Source organism: Vibrio gallaecicus (assembly GCF_024347495.1).
GTDB classification, from domain to species: domain Bacteria; phylum Pseudomonadota; class Gammaproteobacteria; order Enterobacterales; family Vibrionaceae; genus Vibrio; species Vibrio gallaecicus.
In genome coordinates, this window is sequence record NZ_AP025490.1 from 2,542,120 (window position 1) to 2,565,128 (window position 23,009).

A 23,009-nucleotide genomic window follows, 5' to 3' on the forward strand; every position below is an offset into this window, starting at 1 on the left:
CATTTACGTTTAGACGTCTAGACGTAAAAATATCTATTGACTTAGATCACATAACACCATAGCATCGTCTGTAAATCGAACTAATTATCAACATTTTATTCTGTTTTCCCTGCACAGGTTTTTTATGATTACAGTTAATCAAGTAAACAAGACTTTCTATCAAGGCACTAAGGAAATCAATGCCTTAATAGACATCAACCTACATATTCCTCAAGGTCAAATCTTTGGGGTGATCGGCTCTTCAGGTGCAGGGAAAAGCACGCTGATTCGCTGTGTTAATATGTTAGAAGCACCGACAACAGGCGAAGTGATTGTTGATGGTGTAGATCTAACAAAACTCAGTAAATCTGAACTCAGCGAAGCTCGCCGTAATATCGGTATGATCTTTCAGCACTTTAATTTACTTTCATCACGTACAGTGTTTGAAAATATCGCGCTACCTTTAGAGCTTTCTGGCACAAATAAAGAAAAGATTGAAACTAAAGTTAATGAATTACTGAATCTGGTAGGGCTTGCTGACAAACGCGATACTTACCCAGCTAATTTGAGCGGCGGTCAGAAACAAAGAGTCGCGATTGCTCGTGCCCTTGCCTCTGACCCTAAAGTTCTACTGTGCGATGAAGCAACCAGTGCTTTAGACCCAGCAACGACACAATCAATTCTTGAGCTACTGCGTGAGATTAACCGTAAACTAGATATCACCATCTTACTGATTACCCATGAAATGGATGTTGTGAAAAGCATCTGTCATGAAGTCGCTATCATTGGTGGTGGTGAATTGGTTGAGAAAGGCACGGTAGGTGAAATTTTTGCTCACCCTAAAACAGAATTAGCGCATCAGTTCATTCGTTCAACATTAGATTTAACCATTCCTGAAGACTACCAAGCACGTTTGCAGCAGGCTCGTGTAGACGGTAGCTACCCTCTTGTACGTCTTGAGTTTACTGGCGCAACCGTTGATGCCCCTTTAATGACGCAAATTGCACGTAAATTTAATATCGATGTAAGCATATTAAGTTCTGACCTTGATTACGCAGGTGGCGTGAAATTCGGCATGATGGTCGCTGAGCTATTTGGTAATGAAGAAAACGATAATGCAGCAATTGAATTCTTACGCGAACACAATGTAAAAGTAGAGGTGCTAGGTTATGTCCTTTAATGTCAGTGAAATTACAGATTGGATAAGCCTGAACGGCAACCTACTTCTAGGTGCTACTTGGGAAACACTCTACATGGTAGCAGTTGCTGGCATTGTTGGCTTTGCTGTGGGTATTCCTCTTGGTGTGATTCTGCACACGACTAAAAAAGGTGGGCTACTTGAGAATACTAAACTCAACAAGATTCTCGGTGCGATTGTCAACATAGGCCGCTCTGTACCTTTCTTAGTACTAATGGTGGCGATTATTCCATTAACGAAAATGCTGATCGGCACTTTCATAGGTACCACAGCAGCTATCGTGCCTTTAACGATTGGCGCTATTCCATTTGTTGCTCGTTTAATTGAAAGTGCATTGCTTGAAGTACCAACAGGGTTAGTTGAAGCAGCTCAATCAATGGGGGCAACTCCAACTCAAATTATCAACAAGGTACTGCTTCCTGAAGCTCTACCTACTATTGTGAACTCTGTAACTATCACTCTAGTGACGCTAGTAAGCTACTCTGCAATGGCAGGTACTGTTGGTGGTGGTGGTTTAGGTGACGTTGCGATTCGATACGGTTTCCACCGATATGACGTAACTATCATGGCAGTCACAGTCGTCATGCTGATTGTGTTAGTTCAAATCATTCAGTCTATTGGTGACAGCATTGTTCGACGAGTAGACCACAGATAGCTATACAAATCGTACTTAAACAAATAAAAAATTAATCACAGAATGCATTTTGCTCACAGTTATTAGGTGCACTCTGGAACAAATAATTAAATAGATATACTAAAAGGAAATTATTATGAAATTTAGTCTTAAAGGTTTACTGACTATCGCAGCTGCTGCCTCTGCACTTGTTCTTGCTGGTTGTGGTGAGAAAGAAGTTGATGTTACGAAAGTAAAAGTAGGTGTAATGGCTGGAGCTGAAGCTCAAGTAGCTGAAGTGGCAGCTAAAGTAGCAAAAGAGCAATATGGTCTTGACGTTGAGCTTGTAACTTTTACTGATTACGTAACACCAAACGCAGCTCTGGATGATGGTTCTATCGACATCAACGCATTTCAACACGTTCCTTACCTAGATCAACAAGTGGCTGACCGTGGTTACAAGCTAGCTGTCGCTGGTAACACTTTTGTTTACCCAATTGCGGGTTACTCTAAGCAAGTAAAATCAGTATCTGAGATTCAAAATGATGCTCGCATCGCAGTACCAAACGACCCAACAAACCTTGGCCGTTCTCTACTTCTTCTAGAACAACAAGGTCTAATTGAACTTCGTGACGGCGCTGGTCTTCTAGCAACAGTTCGTGACATCGTTGGTAACCCAAAGAACATCACTATTGTTGAGCTTGATGCTGCACAACTTCCTCGTTCACTTGACGATGTAGCGCTTTCTATCATCAACACAACTTACGCAAGTTCTATTAACCTAACACCACAACGCGATGGTATCTTCGTTGAAGACAAAGAGTCTCCATACGTTAACCTTATCGTTGCTCGTGAAGACAACCTAAATGCTGAAAACGTACAAAACTTCGTTAAAGCATACCAAACTGAAGAAGTGTACAACGCAGCTTCAGAAATCTTCCAAGGTGGCGTAGTTAAAGGTTGGTAATCGCTCAGGTTGATAATAGTTATTATTGGAAATAATTAGTAATTAATTACTGCCTTACTAACCAATAGCAACTAGCAACTAGCAACTAGCAACTAGCAACTAGCAACTAAATTAAAGAGGCTGACATTTTTTGTCAGCCTCTTTGCTATTTAAAGCGCTATCCTATTAACGGATGAATAAGCTCATCAATTGTATTCTGACAGTCTTGAACAAGCTTACCACCAAGCCTCTACTTGCATGCCTACACTGACTTCGCTGCTTTTACCTTCACCGAATGTGTTTTCGTTTTCTGAATCATTTAAGTACGTTGCAAAGATTCGAAATTCAGGGCGAGACCAAAAACCGACTTGGGGAACCCAAGCTTGAGCAAGAGTAAATTTGCTCCCTGCACCATCTTTATTATTAATGTTTTCAACAAAGCCACCGATCTCTACAACCGTACGCATTCTTTCATCCCACTTGTATAAAGGACGAATAACGGCGCTGAAAGATTCATCATCACTGTTGTTACTGCCAACATCAGACGCAGAGGCATAACGAACTGTGTGTCCAAATTCGATATTGTCACCGATAGAAACTACGCCCCAGTTAATAATACGAAACCCTTCTGCATTATTATTTCCAGCATCACGAACAATGCCTTTACCTGTTCCGAATGTCGCCATTTGTTCCGCATAACCAGAGTTTGCCACTTGAACAATGGTCTTATTGAAACCGGTAGAAAAGCCCTGATTTAAACTCGCAGTGAATAAAACGCTGTCATCAGCATCAACCGATTGACCTTGTTTTTCATTGGCGAAGTTCATGTCAACGCCGAGCTCGAGATCCGCTTTATCCCACAACTGAATACCTGCGTAACGAACATCAGCGATCATAGCGGTCGTTTCTTTCCCATCGTCAATATCACCAGTAACGGTATCTTGAATCAAAGCCACCGATAATTTACCTGGTCCCATTTTAATGTGTTCGACACCACCACCAATGCCACTCACATCCCAGTAGTAGTTATCAATGATATGCACATCGTGACGTTGGTAATAACGCTCACCCGCCCACATCGCGACGTCTTTATCTTCAAATAAACCAACCGCTTGAATGTTGAGTTGAACTACATCTACGCTCTTATCTGCGGCATTGTCATCTTGTCCTTGCCAGTAAGCCAGCATAGAGTCGACAAGAAACGAAACATCATCTTCAGAGTACAGCTCTTTCTTAAATCCAAATTCACCGTAAAGATCATTTTCATTTCCTAAGCGCCCGACTTTATTCACTTCCCACTTGCTGTTGGAACCTCCTTCATTACTTAGTCCTACACCGCCCCTCATGTAGCCATTAAATTCCAGAGGTGTGGTCTCACCTGCAAATAAATTTGGTGTCAGTAACGCAGTTGATAGCGCAGCAGCAATTGGTAAAAGTTTCATCGTCTATTCCTTTCAGATCTTCGTTCAGCTTATTATTTACAAATGGGAACATTCCCATGGGATCGATCCCATTTATATTCTGAAAATTATAAATTGAAAGAGAGTCGATTAATTACTGTGATCAAGCTAACTATAGAAATGAAATAAAGTTGAGCGAAGTTGGATTAATTTGATGAATAGTTAAAGCAAAAAAGAAACACGAAAAGCATAGAAGCGACATGTTTACATCACCAAAAACAAGATGAATCAAGAAGAGAGGTAGAAAGAAGATATTCAGGCTAAATCAGACTTCTATCAGATTTAGCCTGTTCACTCGGCACCAAAAGTAATGATACAGAGCTAATTATTAAAGGGGTTATTTTAGATGATCCCAAGAGATATTAGACACTAAACGGCAGTCATCACATTTAAAATAGAAAATGTCATGCAAAGGCTCATCAAGTAACCATTCACCATCGCATTTAGGGCACTTACGCTCTTTTTCGGCTTTCAAACTCACACCACCAACACGATATAAGTAATAGTAGGTTGGAATCTTAGTCAGAAACTCAATACGCCCGCGCAGTCCCCAGCCTCGTTTAAATAACACACTTGTTGCGTCACTTATTTCGGTTAGTGTCGCATGTTCAGCGCGGCATCCGCCTCCCATTTGGACTTCGTCACAGGCTTGCCATTCCGTTTGCCATTTCAACACCGCTTTGTGGTCACCGTTAAAAGTTGGTGGGTTACGGTATAAAGGGATCGGCAACAAACTTTCACCGCTACGCAATGGTGAGCATGTGTGAACAAATGTGGTGTAAAGAACTTGCCAGCTTGGTGCTTCCTCTTCAGCTACTTCTTCAGAGTTTAAATCTCGACCCAACATTCTCATTTTAGGTGCTAACAAGCTTGCTTCAGACAAACGCCCTAAACACACCTTTACGAAATCAGAATGATATTTAGGGTGAAGGCTGTCTTCATCCGGGCAAACAACACGAACAAAAAACTCACCATCTCCCATCACAATAGGAAATTCACGACCGAGAACTTGACCGTTGTAACGAAATGCATCCATTAATCCATTTACGGCTTTATCAACGGCGCTTACTGTTGTGTTATCAAAACATTCAAATTGTAATTCTAATACGTACATGGATTTATACCGCTGGAACAAGTTTTTCTAAAAATTCTGCAAGAGTCTCTGCCAATACATCACGGTTACTGGTACCCAAACGTTCAAGCACAACATTGCCAGTTAAATTACAGATAGAGATAACATCGAGTTCAGCATCAGTTGCAGCAATAAATACCGTTGGTTTTAATTTTAAACGGCGCTGAGTCACCAGGTGACCAAGAATATTCTCTTGTAGGCAATCAAAATCCTCATCACTCCAAATTTGAAGCAAGGTTAATTCATTACCATCGAAAGTCGCATTCATATCGGCGCTATATTGCACCCCATAGAAAGTTTTAATATCTTCATGCAGTGTTAATTCAATGCCATTCTCGACATTAGTAAAATCAGCATGTTGCTCACGTGGGTAGCTTTTCCATAGCACTGCGTCTTCAGTTTTGCTTTCAACACAAGGTGACACTAAATCCATAAGTTCTTCATTACGAGGTAAGCTCTGGTGATGCTGCTGCCATGCATCAACATAACGTTGACTAAAAGAAAACAGTGCATCTTGGGCACATTGAGCCATGAAAATCTCCTAACGCATAATATTAAATTGGAATCTCTCACCTTTCTGCATCGACTAAGCGATGACTTAATGACACAGTTAAGGGGATTCAGTAAAATTGGCACCATTCTAATCGAATTTGAAGCGAAAGTATGAGCAAATATTCTGATGCAAAAGAGCTAGCGGGTTTAACCTTAGGGCAAAAAACCGAGTACTCAAACCAATACGATGCGAGCCTCTTGCAACCAGTTCCGCGTAGCCTAAACCGTGATGACCTAAATCTTGGTAATGAACTGCCTTTCAAAGGGCATGATTTATGGACAATGTATGAACTTTCTTGGTTAAACGACAAAGGGTTACCTCAAGTCGCGGTTGGTGATGTTTATATTCCGGCAACTAGTCAAAATTTGATCGAGTCAAAATCATTCAAGCTTTATCTGAACAGCTACAACCAAACTCGTTTCAAGTCTTGGAGTGATGTGCAAGCGCGCTTGATTCAAGACCTATCACGATGTGCTGGTGAAGCGGTTGATGTTAATATTCATTCTGTTTCTGAATATACGGATCAGCCAATTGTAACGATGGGAGGTTCATGTATTGATGATCAAGACATTGAAATTTCAAGTTATGAATTTGAAGCTTCTCTTTTAGAGGGGGCGGCAAGTGAACAAGAAGTAGAAGAAACACTGCATAGCCACTTATTAAAATCGAACTGTCTAATAACCAACCAACCAGATTGGGGAAGTGTTGAGATTGCTTATTCAGGAAAACAAATTGACCGTGAAGCCCTGCTTCGTTATTTGGTGTCTTTCCGTGAGCATAATGAGTTCCACGAACAATGTGTTGAACGTATTTTTACAGACATCATGAAGTACTGCCAACCAAGTAAGTTGACCGTTTACGCTCGCTATACTCGTCGTGGTGGGTTAGACATCAACCCATATCGCTCAAGTGAGCAAGATAAACCAAACCATAACATGCGCATGGCTCGCCAATAGCGTTTGGCTTAATCACATTATTATTCAGGGATCTTAAAATGCGTTGGTTTTATGTAATTGGTTTATTGTTTGTCAGTTTAAGCTCAGCGGCAACCGCCTCTGTGTACTCTTCAGCATTGCTGAATGAAGCGAACAATCTTATAGAAATAGAGCCTAAGCGAGCTCGGCTCATTGCTAGCAATTACCTAAATCATCGCACTTTGTCTGATCAAAGTGAGAAGAGCCCCTCAGCGATATCAAGAGAAGAAACGGACTCTTCTTTACGAACGCCAAATGGCAGTATTGATGCTTACCGAATTCTCGCGCAGGCAGAATTCAACCTAGGCAATACCCGTGCTGCTATTCAGTACTTAAATGATGCAGAGAAGTTAACAGAAACACATCATCTTCCTTATGTTTACTTAGATGTTCAAATACTCAAGGCAAGATTGATTTGGAAAAATGATCAAAATTCATTAAAAGCAAACCAAACGCTAGACACGATTGAAAGTGAATTGGAGTCGGCAAGCCAAACTTTACGCCTAACCGATGGTATTACTTATCGATTAACCATGCTCCGAGCTGAAGTCGCTTCTTTTGAAAATAGAGTGGATGATGCTGAAAGTTACTTTAAACAAGCTAAATCGTATTTAGATCAGCGTTATTCCGAAAAAGTCACCATTGATTACCATATTTCTATTGGTGAGTTTTACCTAAAGCATCAGCAATATAACCACGCTTTATCTGAGCTTTTATACGGGTACTGGAAGTCTGTAGAAGGGAATTTAAGCTCAAGACTGGCTAAAGTAAACCGTCTACTTGCTCAACTGTTTTTTGAAAGACAAGTTCTGGATAAAGCACTCGAACACCTATCTCAAGCTGCTGATTTTTATGATAATTTTGAAAAATCCCCGATTCTTGCAAATGTACTAAAGCAAATGGGTGATGTGTATTACTTCCAAGGTAAATATAACCTAGCCCTCGTTCACTTTTTTAACGTGTTAGACCATGAAAGTACGGACCGAGATATCTCACAAGTTATAGATATTCGCATCAGTTTAGCTGCTACTTATTTACGCTTGTATAATTACCCACTAGCGGAACAATACTTATCACGCGCTCTCGACTTACTCGAATACACCGACGCACCACATTTAGAGGCAAAAGCTGCTTTACTATCCGCAGGTTTAGCGTATCACCTACAAGAAAGCAGTGCTGTAATTGAGAATGCTAGCAGAGCGCTGGATATTGCACTTGCATCAGACAACACCGTTTTATCTAAACGATCTTACTTTTTGTTATCTCTTGGTTATGAGCAAGCCGGTCAGCCCCAACAAGCATTGAGTTACTTAAAACAATACAATGCTCTTGTGGCTTTAAAGCAGCAAACGCTCAACCGCGTAAGTGAAGACGCATTCCGTCAGCAAAAAGAGTTTGCGGAGCAGACACTTCATTATTCAGGACAAGAACTTGAGCTCAAGCGATATAAATTAGAGCATCGTAAATTCCAAAAAATCTCTTTTGCGCTCTTCTTATTTAGCATCATTTTATTTTTCTTTGTATTGCGACGTGGATATATCATTCAAAATCAAGCTAGAGAAATTGATTCATTACGAGAAGATCTCTTCACGCACTCTCGGTCTAAGATGAGTAACCTAAGAATGCTGAATGCAAAGCTCTCGAATTCATTGCTACAAACAAGTCAGACATTTGAACAATGGCAGCTTGGTGAGCTCATTCATGAACCACTCAATGACCGGCTCCGCTTTGTGATGATTGACTTGCCTTTCCTGCGCAATATGTACACTCAAAATGGTTACAAAGCAGGGTTAGAGTTAGAAGAAGCTTTTGGCGCATTTTTGAAGAGCAAGCTAGAAGGACCCGCTCGTATTTATCACTTTTCAGATGCGAACTTACTCTATATCGAACCTAATAGTGAGCGAAATACTTCACCAGAAAGTATGTTCAGAAAAGTCCAATCATGGATTGTTGAATTTGAACCTGAGCGCAATATTAATAGAAATATTAGAGTCGGTATTGCCGACTATCCATTCTTGCCTCGCGCATACACAGCTATCAATGACCAGGAGTTGCTAGATGTTCTACTCATGTCGACCAACATTGCTCGTGAGATTAGCCTTAAGGAGCGCAGTAGTCAGTGGGTATATCTGAAGGCAATCGACAGTGCACCAGCAGCAAGCCTTGCAACTGGTAACATAAGAGAAGCTTGTAAACACGCAATAAATCAAGGGCTAATAAAGGTTCAGTCCTCTTATAAGAATGAGGACAGCATCAAAAAAATGCTAAAAGATGACTAATTAGCAAGCGGTTGATGACCTGAATCAGTGACCTTATTTTTAGTTTTGTTATTATCAATGAATTCTGATTTCATTATAAAGATCGTAATTGATCTATGCGGTAATAGTTTATTAATTTATGGGTATGCTCGAACAAGACATTCAAGCTCAACTTCACCTACTGAAATCTCAGTTAGAACAGGTGCGTTTGACACAACGAGATACATCGTTCAAATTTAAACGAGAACAAAAAGTTCTTAAGCGCATAGTTGCATCTTTAAGTGGTGCTTGCATTGGCAATAACCAGCACCTTGATGAAAACCTGACGGCACTTAGGGAAGAGCTAGAAAAACAAAAAGATATCAGCTCAATGATCCCTCGTCTTGCAGTCATAGAAAGGATGCTCAAGCAAAAAACGTTGGCTATGGAAAAACAGACCGGATATCTAGACGAAAGCATAAAACACAGCGGTGAAACACTTCAGCGCATAACTGGGCTACCCGCTCAATTAAAGCGAGACCTACGCAATTTACTGAGCTTTTCAGAGAGCAATGGCAGCCAGAAGGTTGACCACGCAATGAAGTTGCTGGGTATCTATGAACGTGCCATTAAGATTATGGCCACCAATTCTAAAGCTAACTTTGCCGACTCAGATAATTCTCCGGAACAAGAATTACTTTCCGCACTCGCTGACGAACTCCAGCACTTAATTACTGAACTTGATTTTGAAGGCGAGTCTGGTGATGTTTTGATAGATATTAGAGCAAAGCTTTTACTTGGCGTATCCACCCAAAATTTATTTGAATTAACTCTACAAGTCCTAAAGCTCGTCATTGAAGGGACAAACCTAGAACGTAAAACATCTGAACAGTTCATTGAACAACTCAACGCTTCCCTATCTTCAAGTATCAAAACCGCAGACCAAAATGCAGACCAAAGCCAAAGCTATTTCGAGCACCGCCAGAATCTGAATAATGAGCTCGGTGAGTTAGTCGTAAAAAGCCAAGCCTCTGTTGATAACTCAAAAGATCTCGACACACTAAAAACCTCGATTAACCCTCTACTCAGTGAGCTCGCTTCATTATCTGAAAGATTAAATCACGCAGAAGAAAGGGAACAAATTCTGATCGAACGAATGAATTACGGCAAAAATCAACTTGGTACACTTTACGAAGTGACCCAAGATTATCGTCGTCGTTTAGAAGATCAAGCTAAGCGAATGCTGCTTGACCCTCTAACTAAGGTCTATAACCGTACAGCTCTGACGGATCGTTTAGAGTTAGAGTATCGTCGTTGGATCCGCTCTCAGCACTCGCTACGAGTCGTGCTTTTAGACATTGATAACTTCAAAGCGATCAATGATAGTTTCGGTTACACCGCTGGCGATAAAGCACTAAAAATTATCGCTCGTACTATCACAAAAGAAGCAGGTGATACCGACACGGTTGCTCGTTTCTCTGGTGAGGAGTTTGTTTTACTGTTGCCGGAACAAAGTGATGAATATTGCCACCAGCTCATTCAAAATATTCAAGCTCAGGTAAGCCGCTTACCATTTAAGTTCCGCGACCAGCAAATTACGATCACACTGTGTGCTGCTAGTACCCAATTCAAAGAATCCGATACTCCTGAAGAAGTATTAGAACGAATGAATAAGACATTAAATAAAGCGAAAAAGCGCGGTACTAACCAGTTGGTTTGGCACTAATTTATTGGCTTATTAATTTACCTTCAATAATTCAAATACTTATCACATAACAAACCCTCAAATCTTTGCTAAGCTAATGGTTAACATTTGCTTAACAGGCAAATCTAAATGTAATGCATAGCTTCATGCAGACATGTCATTTTCTTTGAAGGCAAAGCAAACTGATTCTTTTGATTTAATCATAATTAATTGTTTTCCGTTTTCTACATTCCTCTAAAAGCGTTCCAATGCTTTGCTTTCTCATCATATGAATTAGCGCCCGTCACAAACACTATGGCCTGATTCAGATTTTATTAGGAGGCATTATGATTACTCATATCAGCCCAGCAGGCAGCATGGATTTGCTTTCTCAACTTGAAGTTGAGCGTCTTAAAAAAACTGCATCCAGTGACCTTTACCAACTGTATCGTAACTGTACTCTCGCAGTGCTTAATTCAGGCAGCCATACTGACAACTCCAAAGAGTTACTCGATAAATATCAATCATTTGATGTAGAAGTAGTTCGACGAGAGCGTGGAATAAAGCTTGAACTCAGCAATCCACCAGAGCACGCATTTGTTGATGGTGAGATCATTAAAGGTATCCAAGAGCACCTATTCTCAGTACTTCGAGATATTGTGTATGTAAATATGCACCTTGCAGATAACCAAAGGTTAAACCCTACCAACGCTACACATATCACCAACTTAGTCTTTGGTATTTTAAGAAATGCTAGAGCTCTAACTCCAGGTATTGAACCCAACCTTGTAGTCTGTTGGGGTGGTCACTCAATTAATGCAACCGAGTACCAATATACTCGCGAAGTTGGCAATGAAATGGGGCTCCGGGAGCTCAACATATGCACAGGCTGTGGTCCTGGAGCAATGGAAGGACCAATGAAAGGGGCGGCAATTGGGCATGCCAAACAGCGCTATACTCAACATAGATACTTAGGGCTAACTGAACCTTCAATTATTGCTGCTGAGCCGCCTAACCCTATTGTTAATGAGCTGGTGATCATGCCAGACATCGAAAAACGTCTTGAAGCTTTTGTACGTATGGCTCATGGCATTGTGATTTTCCCAGGAGGACCAGGTACTGCAGAAGAGCTACTTTATATCCTTGGGATCATGATGCATCCGAAAAATGCCGATCAACCAATGCCAATCGTATTAACGGGATCAAAAGAAAGCGAAGCTTACTTCCGTTCGATTGACAAATTCATTGCAGAAACCTTAGGTGAAGAAGCTCAGAAACATTACGAGATTGTCATTGATGACCCTGCACGCGCCGCAAAAATCATGAAGCAAGCGATGCCAAATGTACGCTCTCACCGTAAAGAGACAGGTGATGCTTATAGCTACAACTGGTCTTTACATATTGAACCTGAATTCCAGATGCCATTTGATCCAACTCATGAGTCTATGGCTGCGCTCGACCTACATATGGATCAAAAAGCGGAAGATCTGGCGGCGAATTTACGTAAAGCATTCTCTGGTATTGTCGCTGGTAATGTAAAAGCAGAAGGTATTTTAGAAATCGAACAACATGGTCCATTCATCATAGATGGCGATAAAGCACTGATGACAAAAATGGACAAACTGCTTAATGACTTTGTAGATCAGCATCGAATGAAACTGCCTGGCGGTAGCGACTATGTGCCTTGCTATAAAATTGCTTAGTTTTTTGAAACTAAAAGTTTTGAACCCAAAGGTTATTGGGTGAAAGGTTATTAAACCAAGAGGTAATTAACCAGATTGGTGATTGAGCCGAAAGATTTTTGTCTAAATGGTATAAGTAAAACCAGAATGGCAATGGATAAAAAGCCACACACACGTCACTGACATTTCAACTGACTAAACGATGCGTTACTATAAGGGGCGAATTGATAAGCCCCTTATTTATTACCTTTACTGGAAACGTATGTCTATCCACCTTGTTATTATCGATGCTTTAAACCTCATCCGACGCGTACACTCTGCTCAGCCGGATCCAGCCGATATCGCAAGAACTATTACGACTACCAATCGCACACTATCTAGAATTTTATCGGAATCTCAACCTACGCATATCATTGCTGTTTTTGACCATCACCTACAAGATCGTGGCTGGCGAGCCGAGCTGCTACCGACTTATAAACAAAACCGTAAACCCATGCCAACACCTTTAATGGAAGGGTTAGATGCCATTCAACAAGCTTGGTGGGAACTAGGAATTGACTCATTACTTTCCGATGGTGATGAAGCTGACGACTTGGTCGCAACACTCGCAAAAAAAGTCGCTGACCACGGTGAAACTGTGACCATTATTTCTACAGATAAGGGTTACTGCCAATTACTCTCTCCTACTCTGCAAATTCGCGATTACTTCCAGCATCGCTGGTTAGATAAACCATTCATTGAAAGTGAGTTTGGTGTTAAACCTGAACAATTATCTGACTATTGGGGGCTAACTGGAGTCAGCTCTAGCCAAGTGCCTGGCATCCCCGGCGTGGGTCCAAAAGCAGCAAAAGAAATTCTAACTGCCTATAACGACATTGAAGAAGCCTATCAAGCCGATGACTTACCTAAGAAATACCGTAAGAAGTTTGATGAGCACATTGAATCTGCACGTGTATGCAAAAAGATCTCAGCTCTGAAAACCGATATAGAATTAGGCTTTAACCTGCAAGATCTCCGCTATAACGAACCTCAGTAACGAAGACAAGAAAAACGGAAATCAGCCAGTTTAAATGTTAATGAAACCTGTTGTGTTCTCCGTTGCATTCACAAAACTTTGCATTGTTGAATCAATACCTTACCTAGTATTGATTAACTTTCAACCACCGTCACAGTCTTACTGACAAAAGTATTTATTTTCGTAGCTCCCAATAAGGAGCAACACATGAAAAAAATACTATTACTCTCATTAACTACCCTTCTAGTCAGCTTTTCTTCTTTATCTTCTGCAGAAAGTGAAGCTTGCGGTCAGCACCTGATAAAAGGCACACCATCTGAAACCTCAGACCAAATATTATGTAGATCTGGGTATGCAGTTGGTTATAACTATGACACTAAAAATGCAGACTGGGTTGCCTATCACATCACCGCAGAAAGTGTGAATGCAAAGTTCAAACGCAGTAACCGCTTCAAAGCAGACCAAGAACTACCAGAGTATGCTCAATCAACGTTAAGCGACTACTCCAAATCAGGCTATGACCGTGGACATTTAGCGCCTTCTGCCGCTATGGATTTTTCTCAAGAATCTATGCAATCTAGCTTTTTGCTCAGTAACATGTCACCACAACTTCCCGGCTTTAACCGCGTGGGCTGGCGATTACTGGAAGAGCACGTTCGAGATCTTGCCAATGAATATCAAGAGCTTTACGTAGTAACAGGTCCTATTTATGAAGGAAACGAAGCAACGATTGGCAATGGGGTAGTTATCCCAAGTGCATTCTACAAAGTTATCCTAGACCCCTACTACAATGATGCGATTGCATTTATTGTCCCACACAGAGATGTATCGGGTTCTGAGTTAGTTAATTTTGTAACGACCATTGATGAAGTAGAACAGCGCACTAATTTAGACTTCTTCTCTGCAACTGCAGACGGCACAGAAACAACGATGGAAGCAATGCTTTGGGAAATGTGGCCAACACCGGAATAACCGAATGTTCCAGTCTCGTTTAAAGCCGTTTACTTTAGAATATTAAGTATAAAAAACGCTCCTAAAAAGGAGCGTTTCTATTATCGATTTATTAACCGTTTTAGTGCGGAGAAATATTCGATAGAGACTGAATGTGAACCGTAATTTCTTCACGGTCATGATAAAGGTGCTTAGCTTGCATCTTAAACTTCACGCCATTCTCAATTAAGAAGACTTTCAAGTTTTCGATATCTTGAAGTACTTCATCGTAACGACCTTTCATAGGAAGCTTCAGGTTAAATAGGGCTTCTTTTGCCCAACCTTTAATGATCCATTCTCCCATAAGGTGAGCAACTCGAGCTGGTTTCTCAACCATGTCACAAACAATCCAAGTTACGTTCTTACGATCTGGTTCAAACTTAAAACCATCAACCATGTGGTGTTTAATCTGGCCCGTTTCCATCAAACTATCAGCCATCATGCCGTTATCAACACAGTGAACGAACATTGAACGCTTCACCAGTTGGTAAGTCCAACCGCCAGGGCAAGCGCCCAAATCGACACCCCACATACCCGGAGCTAAACGCTCATCCCACTCATCACGAGGAATAAATACATGGAAAGCTTCTTCTAGCTTCAATGTAGAACGGCTTGGAGAGTCTGAAGGGAACTTCAAACGAGGAATACCCATAAAGAACTGAGAGTTGTTTGTTGGGTAGGAGTAACCAATAAAGCAATGACCCGGTGCAATAAAGCATACGTGAAGCACAGGCTTCTTAACATTGTCTTTTGATGTCATAAGACCTTTACCGCGTAATGCTTGACGCATAGGCACTGTAAACTTACGACAGAATTTCAAAAGCTCTTTCGCTTCATTCGTATCTGGTGTTTCAATGCGAATATCACCACAACGAGGGAAGTTATCTTTTGTAGAAAGCGCTTCTAAAATTGGGGAGATACGATCTTCACTTGGTAGATCTTTAATTTCAACAGCAACTGCAATCATTTGACGAGCAAAAATCAGAGACTGAAAATCAACACCTTTAACCAGTTTATCGGCTTCGCCAGCTTGATAACATTCGAACAAAACAAAACCCGTATTGTTCTTTAAGCGAGGAAAACCAAACACTTCAAGTTGTGTTGCTTTGTCTTGAATTTCGCCAGCACATTCTTTTTCAAAACCAGAGCGACAATAGAGTAGTACGTGTTTCACTTAGTTACCTCATTTATATTCAAAGCAGCAAAGGAGAAAGCTCCCCAACCGATAATAAATAGTAGCCCACCCAGTGGAGTGATGGGACCAAACCATTTAATTCCTGTTAAAGCGAGCGCATAAAGGCTGCCACTAAAACAAAGGATGCCGATGATAAAGCAAATCGCGGCAATGAAAAAATATTTTTGTGATTTTAAGCCAAGTTTCAATTGGAGTAAGATGCCACAGGATAAAATAGCCAGCGTATGAATGAACTGATACTGAACACCCGTTTCAAACACACCAAGTAAATATTCAGATAACTGCCCTTTCAATGCATGCGCAGCAAAAGCTCCAAAAATGACAGCTACCATTGCTGAAAGCCCAGAAAATATAAGCAGTGCCTTACTTTTCATCCAACACCTCTTTGATAAAAGTAGAAAGCAACTCAACCGTCAGCGCTATATTTTTCTGTTCTGTATACCCTGAGCTTTTACGAGGCTTAAAGCTATGATCACCATCAGGGATAAATGAGACTTTGATTGAATCTGATAAGTTAAATTCTGCAAACTCTTCGCGCTTACCAAAGGTGTCTCGCTCTCCTTGCAGGATTAAACAAGGCTTTTGCACTTCAGCTAAGTGCTCACCTTTGTATTTTTCCGGTTTACCTGGGGGATGAAACGGAAACCCTAAACACGCGACACCTGCAACTTTGTCATACTCCGATAGATGGCTCGCCATACGCCCCCCCATAGATTTACCACCAATAACCACATTCGTTACTGATAACTCATCAATCACACGCTGGTAGGCTTCCAGTAGCTTAGGCGCTCTATCTGGTGGGCGACGCTTGCCGTCTTCCGCACGTTTAATCATATATGGGAAGTTAAAGCGAATAACCCGTATTCCCTTAAAAGATAACCCTTTCGCAACGGATTCCATAAATTCATGGTCCATTCCCGCTCCAGCCCCGTGAGCAAAGATAAAGGTATAAGGGTGCTTCTCACCATCAATAAGCAAACTGGAAGCTTTCTCTACAGCCGACAGCGCATCAACTGACACATTACTCATGCTCACTTCCTGCTTCATCCAATAAATCCTCTTGCTCACTCTGAGCTTTCGCTAACATCCAATCTCGGAATGTCGCTATTCTGCCCATATCAGCCTGTTTTTCATGGCACACGACATAAAACGCATTCTTGCTAACAAGAACCTCATCGAAAGGAGCAATTAAACGACCCGCTTCAATTTCAGGTTGTGCCAGTACGTTGTTGCCTAGTGCAATCCCCTGCCCGTGAGCTGCAGCTTGCAGTACCATAGTAGAGTGACTGAAGATAGGACCATGGTTCACATTGACCCCATCAATGAAATTCTGCTTAGCAAATTGTTTCCAATCTTTTCGAGATGTATCGTGCAATAACGTATGACATGCTAAGTCAGTTAGGGATTCTAATGGTTTTGCTCCTAGTAATACTGATGGCGCGCATAATGGTATCAAGTACTCTTGGTACAGTTTATCGGCTCTTAAACTCGGCCAATTACCCCGACCATAATAGATAGCAACATCCACATCGTCCGTGAGCGAGCCTTCATCCATATCAACCGCTTTGATTCTTACATCAATATCAGGCTCTTGCTGATTAAAATCCGCTAATCTCGGAACTAGCCATTGAATAGCAAAACTAGGCGGTAAACTTATGGTTAATGCGCCTTTCTCACTGCGTTCAAGTACCTTATCGGTAGCCTCAGCAAGGGATGTGAAGATATCTTTGATATCAAGAAAATAGCTTTGCCCTTCTTCCGTTAATAATAAAGAACGGTTTCGACGGCGAAATAACTTTAAAGCTAAGAATTCTTCCAACGCTTTTATTTGGTGGCTAACTGCCGCCTGCGTAACAAAAAGCTCTTCCGCTGCACGAGTAAAACTTAAATGACGTGCCGCCGCTTCAAACACTCTTAAGGAGTTTAATGGGGGTAATCTACGAGACATGGCTACTCTCTACTAAAGCATTAGTTTTTTTCATCTGAAACATTATAAATTGTCCATTGTCTAGCGGCTAGAGAAATTCTATATTTCGTTTCGCAGCGCTAGCCTGAACGGCTTGATTCTCTCTAGAATCAATTGGCTTAGTTGTTGCGATGTTGTGTTTGCAAACTCGAACTTTTCGAGTTGGGTAGAGTTCTACCAAGTGTTTCGTTACAGCTAATCCAATGTAACGAGGCATCTACTTCCTGTTTATTTTGACCTGTCTGTCAAATTTCTTTACACCGCCTATATGGCGGTGTTTTTTTATGGAAGAAAACAAATTTAACAGCACATAGGTGCCCATAAATTTTCTTATTCAAATAAAAAAGCCGCTTACCCATGTAAGCGGCTTTTCAAATCACATCTGCGATTCAGGTAAGTCACCTAAGGGCGGTAAACCTTCACATTGTGGAAGCCTTGCTCTTGCAGGTAAAGCGCTTGTAAGCGGCTCATCACGCCACGGTCACAATACAGTAAGTATTCTTTACCTTGGTCAAGATCACCAAACTGAGTCGCAAGCTTATAGAATGGAAGATGTTTTACTTCTACGCCATCAATTTCTAATGGGCTGTCATCTTCTTCATCTGGGCTACGAATATCCAGCACAACAGCATGCTCAGCGACCGCTTGAACTTGTTCCACTTCAGGCGCCTGCTCTTGGCTTTCTTTTTCAATATCACGGATGTCCATCACACGAGCATTTTCAATCACTTGATCAAGGATTTCGAAATTGAATTTTGCTTCTTCCGCTTCAAGTTTGCCTTTCTTCGCTTTTACCGTCGGCTTCTTAGAAATCACACCACAGTATTCCGGCATTACTTTCGCGAAGTCTTCAGTGCCAATAATACGAGACAAATCGATAATGTCTTCTTTATCCCAGTTAATCAAAGGACGAAGAATTAAAGTATCTGTCACATTGTCGATATGGCGTAAGTTCGTCAACGTTTGACTAGACACCTGGCCAAGCGCTTCACCAGTGACTAATGCTTCAATACCAAAACGCTCTGCAACCATGCCACCAGCACGCATAAACATACGTTTCAGTACCACACCCATTTGACCATCTTCTACATTTTCTAGAATCTCAGCCACTACAGGTTCAAAATCTATTGAAACAAACTTCACCTTTGCCGATGAACCATATTTATTCCATAGGTAATGAGCAACTTGCTTAACGCCAATCTCGTGAGCAGGCCCACCAAGATTGAAGAAACAGTAATGCACTTTAGAGCCACGCTTAATATGTAGGTAACTTGAGACACCAGAATCAAAACCACCAGAGATCAAGCTAAGCAGATCTTCTTGAGTACCAAGAGGGAAACCACCTAAACCTTTATGGCGAGCCAATACTTGATTTAGTTTGTCGTTAGCTATTTCAACTTTAACGGTTACGTCTGGGTTCTTCAGTCTTACTTTTGCAGACTCAACCGCTTGGTTTAAGCCACCACCAACATAGCGCTCTAATTCAATCGATGTGAATTCATGCTTACCACGACGCTTAGCACGAACTGAGAAAGTTTTACCTTCGATATCAGCACGGCTGCGCTCTAAAACTTGCTCGTAAATATCGTGCAGGTCTTTAAATTCTGATTGTTGAACTTCAAGCGAGTGATGAATTCCCGGAGTGTGAGTTAATGCCTCTAACACTTCAGGGTAAAACTTATCACTTTCAGATGTGACTTCAATGTGATCACGACGGTTGAATACCGCAACGCCTTCAGCCTTGCGCTGAATAACATTTCGGATATTGCATTCTAGAATCCTTGTGAAGCGCTTACGCACCGACTCACTTTTTACAAAAATTTCCGGATGGGGCTTAACAATAAATTTCATAATACTTTCACAACAATAAGGTTCACAATTTTAGAAGGTCCATCGTTAAGTGAAGCGTTTTTAACACGGCACTTAAAGCAGAATAGATCATTATCTAAATCTAAGGGCGCGAATTATACATGAGAACCAGATTCAAAGAAAAGACTACCGCCTTTCTGCTTAAAAATACTCCTTCAGATCTGATGCATTTTCCAAACAATTCAATAAATAAAACACGGCGCACTGATAATAAAAAAGCCTGAGGCTATGACACCTCAGGCTTTTCTGTTTCTGCTATGAACCGTTTTAGCTAGAACCGTTCTATATTAAATAGAACTAATAACAATTCTGCAGAGCTAATGCTATTTAAGCAGGACCCATTAAAGCGCTGGCACTTCTTCGCTAAACAAAGGTTCACCTTGCATAATGCTGATTTCAACACGGCGGTTTAAACTGCGCTGAGCTTCAGTATCATTAGGTTCAACAGGTTCTGTATCCGCCATGCCTCTCACACGTAAACGCTGATGTGAGAAACCACGAACTTTCTCCATTTCTTGAGCAACAGACACAGCGCGCTGCGAAGATAAATCCCAATTAGAACGATAAAGTTCAGAGTCTAAGCGCTGGTTATCAGTGTGCCCTGAAATTCTAACAATCCCCGGAACATCTTTAACAAGTTCCGCGACTTGCCTCACTAGGGGGCGAAACTTAGGTTGTAGAAACGCAGACCCTGATGGAAATGCACCTTTTTCACGAATACGAATCACAATTTGCTGACCTAAGTTTTCAACTTCGATCGCCCCTTGGTCAATCTCTCGCTCTAGAGCTTTTTTAATGCTCTCCATTAAGGTTTCCATTTCTTGAGATTGTGCTTCAGCTTGTTGCTGTTGCATCTCAGATTCGGAGTTTTGATTATTCTGAGTCGACGTATCTGGTGATTGACCACCAGTCAATTTACCTTGGTCACGTTTAGTGCCGCCAGCTCTGTCTGATTCTCCCTCATGAAACTCAAGGGTTTGCTGAGTAATATCAATCGTCTGCTGCATGATGACATCAATAGGCGTTGGCTCAGGACGACCTGGTCTAAACTCCTGAGCAATAATACTGGTGCCTTTGGGAATATCTTTTACTTCCAGCTTATTCTGCACACCAAAAGCAAATTTCATTGAACCTGCAATTTGTTTGAATTTCAGTACATCCATTTCTGAGAATGAAAGTAGTAATACAAAGAAACACATTAGCAGTGACATTAAATCCGCAAACGTTCCCATCCATAAAGGAAGACCGGGAGGGGGACATTTACAGGGAACTTCTTCTTCCATTGTGAATATCCTTAGTCTGCTTCGCCATCAAGAATTCGTTTACCTTCATTTAGGTAGTTTTTCAGATAGCCATCAATGACTCGAGGGTTTTGACCATCTTGGATAGCGAGGACTCCATCCATAATTAAGCGGCGGTTCAGTGTTTCTTGATCTCGGCGTAAGGCTAGTTTGTCGGCAATAGGAAAGAACACCATGTTTGAAAGCACAGCGCCGTATAGTGTTGTTAAAAGTGCTACCGCCATTGCTGGACCAATTGATTTTGGATCATCCATATTTGAAAGCATGGCAACAAGACCAACCAAAGTACCAATCATTCCCATTGCAGGGGAAACATCACCAAATGCACTGAATACTTTACCGCCTTGCTCATGACGCTCATCGGTAAGCGCAATATCTTTTTGTAAAGCCGCTCGAACGACATCAGCATCATGACCATCAACCAACAGATCGATGCCCTTCTGCATAAAACTGTTGGTAATTTCCATCTCTTCCAATGCAAGGAAACCGCCTTTACGTGCGGCATCTGCCATTTCAACCACTTTAGCAATCAATTCTTCAGGCGCATCAGCTTTAAACATGAATGCCTTGCCTGCAATTTTTGCGGCTCCAAAAAACTGGCCCATAGTGAATTTCATTAATACAACAAAAGTAGAACCACCTACCACGATCAGTAACGAAGTCGTGTCATAGAACATGCCTAGGCTTCCACCTAAGATCATCGCCATGATTACAAAGGCAAATCCACCAATCAAACCTAATAGGGTTGCTAAATCCACTGAGCACTCCTCATGCTGTTTATCTTTCTACTTTTAGAATAATCTTGTTATCGGCAAGATCATAAGATCTTTAAGTAAATTCTTGGTCTAAGTATCACACTTTTCTGTTCTAACACCAGCAATTGCTCGGCATTTGGACTCATATCTTCCTCCTGTGACTCTACGAGAGTTAACCAAGCTTTGCGACCATAAGTGTAGACCGTCTGAAAACAAACTTTCTGACAAATTTTATTGGTTAAATTTGACCAACTCTACGCCCTAAGGTAACGTTCGTTCATCTTTCCCAACGCAGAATTATTATGGCGACTAAGAAACCGGAAAATATGACCTTCGAGGCTGCAATTGAAGAGCTTGATGGCTTGGTTGATCAACTAGAAAATGGTGATCTAGCTTTAGATGATGCGCTGAAAAAATTTGAGCGTGGTATTTCTCTCGCTCGTGCTGGTCAAAGTAAACTAAATGATGCCGAGCAGCGCGTCAGTATCTTGCTGCAAAATGATGAAAACGCAGAACTTAGTGACTTTAACCCACAACCAGAATAATTATTGTATGAGACCCTCTATGATTGAGACTTTATCGTCTTATCAAGCACGTAATAATGCTCAACTAAACCTTTGGCTAAATCGCCTCCCTCACCAAAATTTAGATCTCATTAACGCAATGCGCTATGGGCTATTGCTTGGTGGAAAACGTGCTCGTCCTTTCCTTGTATACATGACTGGTGAAATGCTTGGGTGCAGTAGCGAAGACCTGGATACTCCAGCCTCTGCGATTGAATGCATTCATGCCTATTCCCTCATTCATGATGATTTACCAGCGATGGATGACGATGAGTTACGCCGCGGACATCAAACATGTCACATAAAGTTTGATGAAGCGACAGCTATCTTAACGGGCGATGCCTTACAAACGTTAGCATTTACTATTCTTGCTGAAGGTGAACTCAGTTCTGCAGGTGAAAGTTGCCGAGTTAAAATGATCCAAAATTTAGCTCAAGCTTCTGGTGCTCAGGGCATGTGCTTAGGGCAATCTCTTGATCTTGCTGCTGAAAACCGAACGGTCTCTCTTACCGAATTAGAAGAAATCCACAGGAATAAAACCGGTGCTTTATTAAAGTGTGCGATTCGTTTAGGCGCATTATCTGCCGGTAAAAAAGGATTAGATCTGTTACCTCAACTTGATAAATTTGCAGACGCTATAGGGCTCGCTTTTCAAGTTCAGGACGATATTTTGGATATCATTAGTGATACTGAAACATTAGGCAAACCACAAGGTTCAGACCTAGAATTAAACAAGAGTACTTATCCTTCTTTGTTAGGTTTAGAGGGTGCTCAAGAAAAAGCACAAACTCTGTTACATGAAGCACTTCAAGCTTTGGACATGATCCCCTACAATACTCAGTCACTCGAAGAGTTCGCCCGATACGTCATCGAGCGCAAGAACTAAGATTATAAGCG

Annotated in this window: 21 protein-coding genes; 11 read left to right on the forward strand and 10 right to left on the reverse strand. The window is 41.3% G+C overall.

Translation table 11 applies throughout. From position 1 onward, the window contains the following. Positions 1 to 124 precede the first annotated feature (124 nt). The 3 genes from metN (at position 125) to OCU78_RS10975 (ending at position 2,757) form a co-directional block, all read left to right on the forward strand. Positions 125 to 1,159: a methionine ABC transporter ATP-binding protein MetN gene (metN, locus tag OCU78_RS10965; RefSeq protein ID WP_137373531.1), complete on the forward strand. Its 1,035-nt coding sequence runs from the start codon at positions 125 to 127 to the stop codon at positions 1,157 to 1,159. After that, the gene (locus OCU78_RS10970) at positions 1,149 to 1,832 is read left to right on the forward strand and encodes a methionine ABC transporter permease (protein ID WP_137373530.1); all 684 of its coding nucleotides are present in this window, start codon (positions 1,149 to 1,151) and stop codon (positions 1,830 to 1,832) included. Before metN ends, OCU78_RS10970 begins: the two co-directional genes overlap by 11 nt. A 115-nt stretch (positions 1,833 to 1,947) precedes the next feature. Further along, on the forward strand, positions 1,948 to 2,757 hold the full coding sequence (locus OCU78_RS10975) for a MetQ/NlpA family lipoprotein (RefSeq protein ID WP_137373529.1): 810 nt from the start codon (positions 1,948 to 1,950) through the stop codon (positions 2,755 to 2,757). Positions 2,758 to 2,972: 215 nt separating this feature from the next. On the opposite strand, the gene lamB is transcribed toward OCU78_RS10975, so the two are convergent. The 3 genes from lamB to syd all read right to left on the reverse strand — a co-directional run bounded on the left by lamB (position 2,973) and on the right by syd (position 5,860). Further along, on the reverse strand, positions 2,973 to 4,178 hold the full coding sequence (gene lamB / locus OCU78_RS10980) for a maltoporin LamB (protein WP_137373528.1): 1,206 nt from the start codon (positions 4,176 to 4,178) through the stop codon (positions 2,973 to 2,975). A gap of 355 nt (positions 4,179 to 4,533) precedes the next feature. Beyond that, complete coding sequence (locus OCU78_RS10985; protein WP_137373527.1) at positions 4,534 to 5,310, reverse strand: Zn-ribbon-containing protein; 777 nt, start codon at positions 5,308 to 5,310, stop codon at positions 4,534 to 4,536. Between the two features lie 4 nt (positions 5,311 to 5,314). After that, complete coding sequence (gene syd, locus OCU78_RS10990; RefSeq protein ID WP_137373526.1) at positions 5,315 to 5,860, reverse strand: SecY-interacting protein; 546 nt, start codon at positions 5,858 to 5,860, stop codon at positions 5,315 to 5,317. A 131-nt stretch (positions 5,861 to 5,991) separates the two neighbouring features. Between syd and queF the strand changes: the two genes are divergently transcribed. From queF to OCU78_RS11020, 6 genes are all read left to right on the forward strand, one after another. Beyond that, positions 5,992 to 6,837 (forward strand): NADPH-dependent 7-cyano-7-deazaguanine reductase QueF, encoded by an 846-nt coding sequence (gene queF, locus OCU78_RS10995; protein ID WP_137373525.1) that lies wholly within the window; start codon positions 5,992 to 5,994, stop codon positions 6,835 to 6,837. A 38-nt stretch (positions 6,838 to 6,875) separates the two neighbouring features. Next, complete coding sequence (locus OCU78_RS11000) at positions 6,876 to 9,134, forward strand: tetratricopeptide repeat protein (protein ID WP_137373524.1); 2,259 nt, start codon at positions 6,876 to 6,878, stop codon at positions 9,132 to 9,134. Between the two features lie 118 nt (positions 9,135 to 9,252). Then, positions 9,253 to 10,818, forward strand: coding sequence for a GGDEF domain-containing protein (locus OCU78_RS11005; protein WP_137373523.1), 1,566 nt, complete (start codon positions 9,253 to 9,255; stop codon positions 10,816 to 10,818). Positions 10,819 to 11,123: 305 nt separating this feature from the next. Next, positions 11,124 to 12,479 (forward strand): nucleotide 5'-monophosphate nucleosidase PpnN, encoded by a 1,356-nt coding sequence (ppnN, locus tag OCU78_RS11010; protein ID WP_137373522.1) that lies wholly within the window; start codon positions 11,124 to 11,126, stop codon positions 12,477 to 12,479. 241 nt (positions 12,480 to 12,720) lie between these two features. Then, positions 12,721 to 13,494, forward strand: a complete 774-nt coding sequence (xni, locus tag OCU78_RS11015; RefSeq protein ID WP_137373621.1) for a flap endonuclease Xni — start codon at positions 12,721 to 12,723, stop codon at positions 13,492 to 13,494. 186 nt (positions 13,495 to 13,680) lie between these two features. Continuing rightward, on the forward strand, positions 13,681 to 14,445 hold the full coding sequence (locus OCU78_RS11020; protein WP_137373521.1) for a DNA/RNA non-specific endonuclease: 765 nt from the start codon (positions 13,681 to 13,683) through the stop codon (positions 14,443 to 14,445). A gap of 100 nt (positions 14,446 to 14,545) precedes the next feature. On the opposite strand, the gene rlmM is transcribed toward OCU78_RS11020, so the two are convergent. The 7 genes from rlmM to pomA form a co-directional block, all read right to left on the reverse strand. Beyond that, the gene (gene rlmM, locus OCU78_RS11025; RefSeq protein ID WP_137373520.1) at positions 14,546 to 15,637 is read right to left on the reverse strand and encodes a 23S rRNA (cytidine(2498)-2'-O)-methyltransferase RlmM; all 1,092 of its coding nucleotides are present in this window, start codon (positions 15,635 to 15,637) and stop codon (positions 14,546 to 14,548) included. Then, complete coding sequence (locus OCU78_RS11030; protein ID WP_137373519.1) at positions 15,634 to 16,032, reverse strand: DUF423 domain-containing protein; 399 nt, start codon at positions 16,030 to 16,032, stop codon at positions 15,634 to 15,636. The genes rlmM and OCU78_RS11030 overlap by 4 nt, the downstream gene beginning before the upstream one ends. After that, positions 16,022 to 16,687, reverse strand: coding sequence for an alpha/beta fold hydrolase (locus OCU78_RS11035; protein ID WP_137373620.1), 666 nt, complete (start codon positions 16,685 to 16,687; stop codon positions 16,022 to 16,024). Before OCU78_RS11035 ends, OCU78_RS11030 begins: the two co-directional genes overlap by 11 nt. Further along, positions 16,680 to 17,606: a transcriptional regulator GcvA gene (locus tag OCU78_RS11040; RefSeq protein WP_137373518.1), complete on the reverse strand. Its 927-nt coding sequence runs from the start codon at positions 17,604 to 17,606 to the stop codon at positions 16,680 to 16,682. Before OCU78_RS11040 ends, OCU78_RS11035 begins: the two co-directional genes overlap by 8 nt. A gap of 420 nt (positions 17,607 to 18,026) precedes the next feature. Then, positions 18,027 to 19,475 carry a tRNA uracil 4-sulfurtransferase ThiI gene (gene thiI, locus OCU78_RS11045; protein WP_137373517.1) on the reverse strand — a complete coding sequence of 483 codons (1,449 nt, stop codon included), beginning with the start codon at positions 19,473 to 19,475 and terminating at the stop codon, positions 18,027 to 18,029. A 359-nt stretch (positions 19,476 to 19,834) separates the two neighbouring features. Next, a complete protein-coding gene (locus tag OCU78_RS11050; RefSeq protein ID WP_137373516.1) occupies positions 19,835 to 20,776 on the reverse strand; it encodes a flagellar motor protein MotB in 942 nt (313 codons plus the stop codon). An 11-nt stretch (positions 20,777 to 20,787) separates the two neighbouring features. Then, positions 20,788 to 21,552 (reverse strand): flagellar motor protein PomA, encoded by a 765-nt coding sequence (gene pomA, locus OCU78_RS11055; RefSeq protein ID WP_137373515.1) that lies wholly within the window; start codon positions 21,550 to 21,552, stop codon positions 20,788 to 20,790. A 299-nt stretch (positions 21,553 to 21,851) separates the two neighbouring features. On the opposite strand from pomA, the gene xseB reads away from it, so the two are divergent. Both xseB and ispA read left to right on the forward strand, forming a co-directional pair. Then, the gene (xseB, locus tag OCU78_RS11060) at positions 21,852 to 22,094 is read left to right on the forward strand and encodes an exodeoxyribonuclease VII small subunit (protein ID WP_137373514.1); all 243 of its coding nucleotides are present in this window, start codon (positions 21,852 to 21,854) and stop codon (positions 22,092 to 22,094) included. A gap of 19 nt (positions 22,095 to 22,113) precedes the next feature. Further along, positions 22,114 to 22,998 carry a (2E,6E)-farnesyl diphosphate synthase gene (gene ispA / locus OCU78_RS11065; RefSeq protein WP_137373513.1) on the forward strand — a complete coding sequence of 295 codons (885 nt, stop codon included), beginning with the start codon at positions 22,114 to 22,116 and terminating at the stop codon, positions 22,996 to 22,998. Positions 22,999 to 23,009 lie beyond the last annotated feature (11 nt).

Bases quoted from the DNA above. Each gene is read 5' to 3' on its own strand.
- xni (WP_137373621.1), top strand. From the start codon at position 12,721: ATGTCTATCCACCTTGTTATTATCGATGCTTTAAACCTCATCCGACGC.
- xseB (WP_137373514.1), top strand. From the start codon at position 21,852: ATGGCGACTAAGAAACCGGAAAATATGACCTTCGAGGCTGCAATTGAA.
- metN (WP_137373531.1), top strand. From the start codon at position 125: ATGATTACAGTTAATCAAGTAAACAAGACTTTCTATCAAGGCACTAAG.
- OCU78_RS10970 (WP_137373530.1), top strand. From the start codon at position 1,149: ATGTCCTTTAATGTCAGTGAAATTACAGATTGGATAAGCCTGAACGGC.
- thiI (WP_137373517.1), bottom strand. From the start codon at position 19,475: ATGAAATTTATTGTTAAGCCCCATCCGGAAATTTTTGTAAAAAGTGAG.
- OCU78_RS11050 (WP_137373516.1), bottom strand. From the start codon at position 20,776: ATGGAAGAAGAAGTTCCCTGTAAATGTCCCCCTCCCGGTCTTCCTTTA.
- syd (WP_137373526.1), bottom strand. From the start codon at position 5,860: ATGGCTCAATGTGCCCAAGATGCACTGTTTTCTTTTAGTCAACGTTAT.
- OCU78_RS10975 (WP_137373529.1), top strand. From the start codon at position 1,948: ATGAAATTTAGTCTTAAAGGTTTACTGACTATCGCAGCTGCTGCCTCT.
- OCU78_RS11040 (WP_137373518.1), bottom strand. From the start codon at position 17,606: ATGTCTCGTAGATTACCCCCATTAAACTCCTTAAGAGTGTTTGAAGCG.
- lamB (WP_137373528.1), bottom strand. From the start codon at position 4,178: ATGAAACTTTTACCAATTGCTGCTGCGCTATCAACTGCGTTACTGACA.
- OCU78_RS11030 (WP_137373519.1), bottom strand. From the start codon at position 16,032: ATGAAAAGTAAGGCACTGCTTATATTTTCTGGGCTTTCAGCAATGGTA.
- OCU78_RS10985 (WP_137373527.1), bottom strand. From the start codon at position 5,310: ATGTACGTATTAGAATTACAATTTGAATGTTTTGATAACACAACAGTA.
- OCU78_RS11005 (WP_137373523.1), top strand. From the start codon at position 9,253: ATGGGTATGCTCGAACAAGACATTCAAGCTCAACTTCACCTACTGAAA.
- OCU78_RS11020 (WP_137373521.1), top strand. From the start codon at position 13,681: ATGAAAAAAATACTATTACTCTCATTAACTACCCTTCTAGTCAGCTTT.
- queF (WP_137373525.1), top strand. From the start codon at position 5,992: ATGAGCAAATATTCTGATGCAAAAGAGCTAGCGGGTTTAACCTTAGGG.
- ppnN (WP_137373522.1), top strand. From the start codon at position 11,124: ATGATTACTCATATCAGCCCAGCAGGCAGCATGGATTTGCTTTCTCAA.
- OCU78_RS11000 (WP_137373524.1), top strand. From the start codon at position 6,876: ATGCGTTGGTTTTATGTAATTGGTTTATTGTTTGTCAGTTTAAGCTCA.
- ispA (WP_137373513.1), top strand. From the start codon at position 22,114: ATGATTGAGACTTTATCGTCTTATCAAGCACGTAATAATGCTCAACTA.
- OCU78_RS11035 (WP_137373620.1), bottom strand. From the start codon at position 16,687: ATGAGTAATGTGTCAGTTGATGCGCTGTCGGCTGTAGAGAAAGCTTCC.